4 protein-coding genes are annotated in these 6263 nt (G+C 70.7%); all 4 read right to left on the reverse strand.

Features of this window, described 5'->3' with window-relative positions; all coding sequences use genetic code 11:
* Positions 1–2313 (reverse strand): SMC family ATPase (locus VGF64_15470; GenBank protein HEY1636162.1); only part of this gene is annotated, 2313 nt, incomplete at its 3' end.
* A complete protein-coding gene (locus VGF64_15475) occupies positions 2310–3428 on the reverse strand; it encodes a DNA repair exonuclease (protein ID HEY1636163.1) in 1119 nt (372 codons plus the stop codon). The genes VGF64_15475 and VGF64_15470, both read right to left, overlap by 4 nt.
* 2 nt (positions 3429–3430) lie before the next feature.
* Positions 3431–4996, reverse strand: coding sequence for an ATP-binding protein (locus VGF64_15480; protein ID HEY1636164.1), 1566 nt, complete (start codon positions 4994–4996; stop codon positions 3431–3433).
* Positions 4997–5001: 5 nt separating this feature from the next.
* Positions 5002–6063, reverse strand: coding sequence for a DNA double-strand break repair nuclease NurA (locus tag VGF64_15485; protein HEY1636165.1), 1062 nt, complete (start codon positions 6061–6063; stop codon positions 5002–5004).
* Positions 6064–6263: the final 200 nt, after the last annotated feature.

Here is a 6263-nt window from a genome sequence, read left to right on the forward strand (position 1 = left end):
CTGCTCCTTGATGTCGCTGGCGTGGGTGACGACCACGACCTGTCGGAACCTCCCCCGCAGGCGTTCCAGGGCCAACAGCATGCGCTCCTTGCGATCCTCGTCGAGGGGCCCGAAGACCTCGTCGAGCACCAGCAGGCCGACCGCGCCGCCGGACTGGAAACGCACCTGCTCGCTGATCGCCACCCGAAGCGACAGGTTCGCCAGATCGGTCTCCGAGCCCGAGAAGCGGTCCATGCCGTAGACCACCCCCTGATCGCAGATCTGGATCTCGTAGGTCTCGGGGTCGACGTTCAGCAGGTCGTACTCGTGGTCAGTGAGCTCGGCAAATAGCTCGGCGGCTTGGGCCGACAGCCGTGGGCCCGCCGTGGCCACCACCGAGTTGCGGAAGCTGCTGAGCAACTCGGCCAGCCGCCCGACGTGACGGACGTCCTCGCCCAGGTCGTCGATCATGGCGTGCTGCTCCTCGGCCTCGGCCACCCGCTTGCCCTCGGACTCGGCGTGCGCCAGAGCCCGCTCAGCCGCCAAGCCGGCCCCACGAGCGTCGCCCGTCACAGCCGACGCCCTCGTCGACGCCTCCTCACGGGCCCGGTAGGCGGCTGCCAGCTCGTCGGCCGAATGCCCGAGCTCGGCGACCTGCCGGCGCAGCCCGACCAGGCGCTCGTCGGTCTCCTCGAGCTGTGCCTGCGCGCCCGCCAGTTCCGCGGTGGCCACCTGCCGCCGTTCCAAGCGGCCGTTCAGACGGGCGCACTCGGCGACGGCGGCTCGTCCCGTTCCCACCGCGCCCTTGAGATCGCCGACCAGGCTGGAGAGCAGCGTGGCGTCGACCAGCGGCTCCGACGAGGTCACATCCAGCGGGGCAGGGACCGCCGCCAGCACGGCGGTGACCGGCGCCCGCCAGGCACTACCCGAGTCGGCGACCTTCTTATCCACGGTCTCGATGGCCGCCCCGAGGTCCGACACCGCCGACTCTCGACGCTCCACGACGCGCAGCCACCGCTCCCAGTGCTCGCGGGCGGCCCGGACCTCCTGGCGGAGATCGCTGGCGCGCCGGTCTGCCTGCCGAGCACGGGTCGCGGCTTCGACCTGCTGGCTCTTCAGATGGACGACCGCGGTCTCGGCCTCGGCCAGCTCGGCCGCCCGGTGGTGTTGGACCTGCTCGAAGGCGCCGCCGAGGGGCTGGCCGCACGTCGGGCAGTGTGCCTCTCCCGACAGCTGCGACGAGCGGGCCACAGCCTGCTGGGCCCGTTCGCGCTCGGCCGTCGCCCCGGCAAGCTGTCCGTCCAGACCGGCGGCGTCGGATCGAGATCGGTCGGCCTGCAGACGGGCGTCCTCGGCGGCTTGTTCGTCCGGGGCGTCGGGACGGATCGGGAGTCGGATGGTCGCCAGCGCTTGGTGGGTCCGCACGACCGACTCGACCAGGTCGAGTACCTCTTCGGACTCGCTCAGCCCCTCCGCAACGTGCTGCAGCTCAGTCAGCCGCCCAGCGGCTCCCTCGAGCTCGACCAGCTCGGCCGCCAGCTCCTCGGCCCGGCGCCGGGCAGCGTCGTGCTCGCCCCGCACCGCCCGGCCTCGCTCGACGAGGAGATCATGCTGCTGACGAACGACTTCACGCCGCTCACAGTCGACCCGTGCCCCGTCGAGGTCCGTTGCCGCTTCCTCGGCGGCCGCCTCGGCAGCCCGGCCGTCCCGAACGGCCGCCTCGGCCGCCGACTCCGCCTCGGCGAGCCCGACGCGGAGCGGATCGAGGTCAGGCACCATCTGGCGCAGGCGCTGGAGCTGGTCGTCGGCCACCCGGGCATCCCGACGGGCCCGGTCTCGAGCCAGCTCGAGGGGCGTGATGCCCAGGAGCTGGAGCACGAGACGTCGCCGTTCCGCCGGGCTCTGCTCGCTGAAGGCCGCCAACTGCTTCTGCTCGGCGAACACTGAGGCACGAAATGCGGCGTCGTCCATCCCCAGCACGGAATGGACGTAGCGGGTCGTGTCCCGAGCACCCTCGGCCACCTGGAGACGATCGCAGTAGGCCTCGGCCTTGATGGTGTGGTTGGCGCCCGAGATCGTGCGTCGCACCAAATAGAGGTGGTCTTCGTGCTCGAGCTCCACCTCGACGACGCAGTCGGCCCCGACACCCGTGGTCCGGATCTCGTCCTTGGTCGTGCGGCTCCGTCCGTAGAGGGCGAAGGGGATGCTCTCGACGAGCAGGCTCTTCCCGGCCCCGTTCGGCCCATAGACGCCGACCAACCCGGCGGGCAGCTCGAGGTCGACGGGGTCCTCGAACGTCCGGTAGTTGCGCAGGTACAGGCGGGTGATCTTCACGCGCCCGCCTCCTCGACGGCGCGGGCCAGGTACTCGGCTCCGCCCCTGTCGATGCGCTCCCGATCGAAGCCGGTCAGGTCCTGGCCGGCGATGTAGCGGGCCCAGCGCGCCGGCATCGAGTCCAGCTCGACCGCCTCGACCTCGGCGCTCACCCCGGCGAAACGAGGCTCGAGCTTGCACCAGAGGGCGCCGCGGTGGGCCTCCCGCACGCTGTCAGTGTCCAGGAGGCGGTATGCCTCGGGGTCGACGCCGTCCATGAACAGCCTGGCCACCGCCCCCTCGGGCACACTCGACACTCGATCCAGGACGGCCTGTTGCAGCTCGCGGGGCCCGAGCCCGAGCGCCTCCACCGTCTCCAAGGTGACGAGCGCTCGCTGGCTCTCGACGGGCACATGGCGGCACTCACCCGAGTCGGTGTCGAGCAGGACGATCCCCTTTGGCCGCTGCGGATCGTCGGCGAACGAAAACGTCTCGGTCGATCCGGCGTACCACATGCCCGGTCGCACCGTGGTGTGGATATGAAAGTGGCCGAGCAGCACCAGGTCGGCCCGGATGCGCCCGGCGTCGACCTCGATCTCGTTGATGTCGGCGTACCGGGGCTCGACCTGGGACACGCGGGGATGGGTGAGCAGCAGGTTGGTCCGGTCCAAGCTGCGCTCGGCGTGGGCCCGGTCAAGTGCCTCGAGGGTCGCGTCCAGCGTGAGCATCTGGGGCACGGCGTGGACCACCAGGCCGGGGAGCTCGAAGCGCTCGTAGGCGAGCCGGTGGGCGAAATGCATGCCATCGAAGGCGTCGGCCAGGGCCGAGTACGGGCTCCCCGTTCCCGGTAGCCGAGGGGTGTCGTGGTTCCCCGTGATGACCACTGCGGCGATCCCGTGCTCACGGATCCTGGCCAACCCCCGCTGGGCCACCCGGAACGAGCGGTACGTCGGGCGCGGATGGTCGAACACGTCACCCAGCCAGACGATCAGGTCCGGCTCCTCGGCAAGGGCGACGTCGATGGCGGCCTCGAACGCCAGCTCGAAATCCCGCTCGCGCTGGTTGACTCCCTCGGGCGTCGTCACCGGGTAGTACGAGCGCCCAAGATGGGCGTCGCCGACCGCTGCCACCCGCATGATCAGTCCACCAAGGCGGCGACGTTGGCCGCGGCGGAGAACCGGGGAGCAGGCGCCGGGTCACAGGCGCGCACGGCGTCGTCATAGAGATGCACCGTGGCCGGGACGGCGAAGGGCGCCTCCAGGTTCACCAGCAGGCACTCGCCCGGCATGAGGGTCTGTATCTCGGGTCCGAGGCCGGAGAGGTCCTGCTTGGAGGAGGCCCGGAGGATGTTGCGGTCCTTCTCGTCGGCGAGACCGAGCACGAAGAACGTGTTGAACTGGCTCAACAGCTCGTCGTCGAGCAGCTTCGGCTGCTGGGTGATGGCGCAGAGGCCGACCTTGAACTTGCGTCCCTCCCGGGCCAGTCGGGGGAACACGTTGGACTCGCGATCCTTGGTGGACCTGAGGACCCGCTGCGCCTCCTCGAGCACGACGGTCACCACTGGCAGCCGCTCGTGGTCCTCGGGATCGTCGAGATACGCGGTCGACCACTCGTCCATCACACGGCGGGCGAGGAAGGAGGCGACGAGAACCTCCTCGGTCGACCCGAGCCCGCTCACGTCGACGAGCACCACCCGACCGCTGCGAAGGTCTCGCAGCACGGCCGCGCCTACCGACACGGCAGGGTCGGTCGCCACACACGGCAGGTCGACGATGCGGCGCGCCCGGCGGTGCACGACCTGGAGCGTGTTGAGCGCCACCCGGCCGTTCAGCTCGACGTCACGGAAGCCGGCCAGGTCGTCCAGGTGCGCGAACTCCAGCAACCACGAGAGACCGTCGGCCCGGTAGAAGCGCTCCAGCTCGAACAGCGCCTCCTCCTGGCTACGGGACCAGTCGTACGCGGTGCGGAGGTCGTCGACGCTCAACTCGGCGAGGCTCACCCGGAGGCTCGTCGTGCCCGGCAGCGACCGAGCTGCGTAGGTGCGCAACGCCTCGGACGCCCAGGGGTGGCGACCCAACGCCGACCGATACTCACCATGGGGATCGACGAGCAGGAGCCCGTAGCGACCCTGGCGACGCATCACGGCGCCGGCCAACACCTGCATGAGGTTCGACTTTCCCATGCCGGTGGTGGCGAAGATGCCGACGTGGCTAGCCAGGCTCGCACCGGAGATCCCCACCTCGACATCGACCTCGGTCTCGCCGCTCCGCAGCTGGCCGATCGCCAGGTCCCCCATGCGGCTGCGCAGGAAGGCGAAGTCGGCAGGCTCGGGGGCAACGACCCGACTGAACTGTGTGGGCAGGCTCTTGGGCTTGCGGAACGACCGCCCGTCGGGAGTCACGTATCCGAGGCACCGGCACTCGGCCACGCGGTAGGTGCGCCGGCCGCGGTCGTAGAGGGGATGCGAGTCGGCTGACCCGATCACGTCGTCGGCGAGCAGCGTGCCGGCCACCCGTTCGGCCCAGCCCGGCTCGCGGTGCTCCGTCCCGTAGGTGACGTCGACGATCCGGAACAGGTAGCGCCGTCCCGTCGTGTCGTCGATCCCCACCAGGATCTCGCCGAGAAACAGGTCCTCGTCCGGCGCGGCGCGAAAGATCCCCTCGAGCACGTTCTTCCCGAACAAGCGGCCCCTCGGACCGGCCATCTCGCTCACGCCCGCTCCATGAGTCGGTGGCGGTCGGCGAAGGCCCGCTCCCTGACCTCGAGGCCGACCCCAGCCTCGTTGAGGTGCTCGTCCAGGGCCAGCCAGGCCTCCTGACGCACCCAGTGGGGGCAGGCAGCGAGGCCGTCGGCCACGGCCAGCGGGTAGGGATAGCCGGGGAAGGCGGCGTCATCGGAGACAGCTGCGAGGGCGGCGAGCACCGGCTCGGGCGACGTCCCTGCGGGAATGTCGATGCGGAACGAGAAGCGCGCCGCGGGGTCGAGCCTGGCCGCCACGAGCTGGACTGCGAGCGCGGACGTTGGCCGGTCGCGCGCCTCGGCCTGGTAGCTGCTGTCATCGGCCGGGCGGCTGCTGGCGACCGGCGCCCACCAGCGGGCGTCGGCACCGAACGCCTCCTCGGCCTCCGATTCGAGCTGCCCCAGGAGGGGCGCCCCGCCGCGGGAGAGCGACGAGTGCTTGGTCACGCCGACGACCAGCACACCTCGCTGGCTCCCCCGTTCCAGCAGCGCACCGACGTAATCGGTCGGGATTCGCCAGTCGGGCCACAGGTCGCCGTCGACGAGTACCAGCGCCCCCTCGTCGGCCTCGTCGACGCAGCGCTCGACGGCGTCCCACTCCCACCGGTCGCGTACGAGGTTCGCGTCTACGGCGGTGTCGTGCCTGAGGGGTAGATCCAGCTGGGCGAGCGCCGCCCGGCTCTCGACGCCTCCCAGCAGATAGGCACGCAGCGGCTCGGCGTCCTGCTGCACGCAGACACCGGCCCGGAACCGCACCCGAGACGTCCTGGTCATCACGACCTGGAGGCAACGGGCGTCGGCCACCACAGCCTGGCCGCCGTCGACGGCCCACACGTCGCAGGGCGCCTCCCCCTTCGGCAAGGGCCGCGGCCGGATCACCTGCTCGAAATCGAGACCTGGCTCACCGGGAGCAGCCATGCCCTCGCCGCCGGTCGTGAGCAGGGTCGCCAGGCGGGTCGCAGCCGACTCGATGGTGGCTGCCTCGATCGTGGGTGTCTCCACGGGATCGAGCGTCTCAGGAGGGTGTGACACTCGGTCCAGCTTACAGCTATGTAATTACACGGCACTGCCCATGCCCCGACCCCGCACCTGGTGACGACCGGCCTGCCAGATGGGATCATTGAAGCGACGGTGAGTCGGCCGGGTGGTCGCGGCTCGGGTTCGTTCCGACGGAGACCGGGTCGAGGAAGGTCGGGGCTCCGCAGGGCAGGGTGCTGGCTAGGCGCCAGTCG

It is taken from the genome of Acidimicrobiales bacterium (genome assembly GCA_036491125.1).
Lineage (GTDB): Bacteria > Actinomycetota > Acidimicrobiia > Acidimicrobiales > AC-9 > AC-9.

Bases quoted from the DNA above. Each gene is read 5' to 3' on its own strand.
- VGF64_15480 (HEY1636164.1), bottom strand. From the start codon at position 4,996: ATGGCCGGTCCGAGGGGCCGCTTGTTCGGGAAGAACGTGCTCGAGGGG.
- VGF64_15475 (HEY1636163.1), bottom strand. From the start codon at position 3,428: ATGCGGGTGGCAGCGGTCGGCGACGCCCATCTTGGGCGCTCGTACTAC.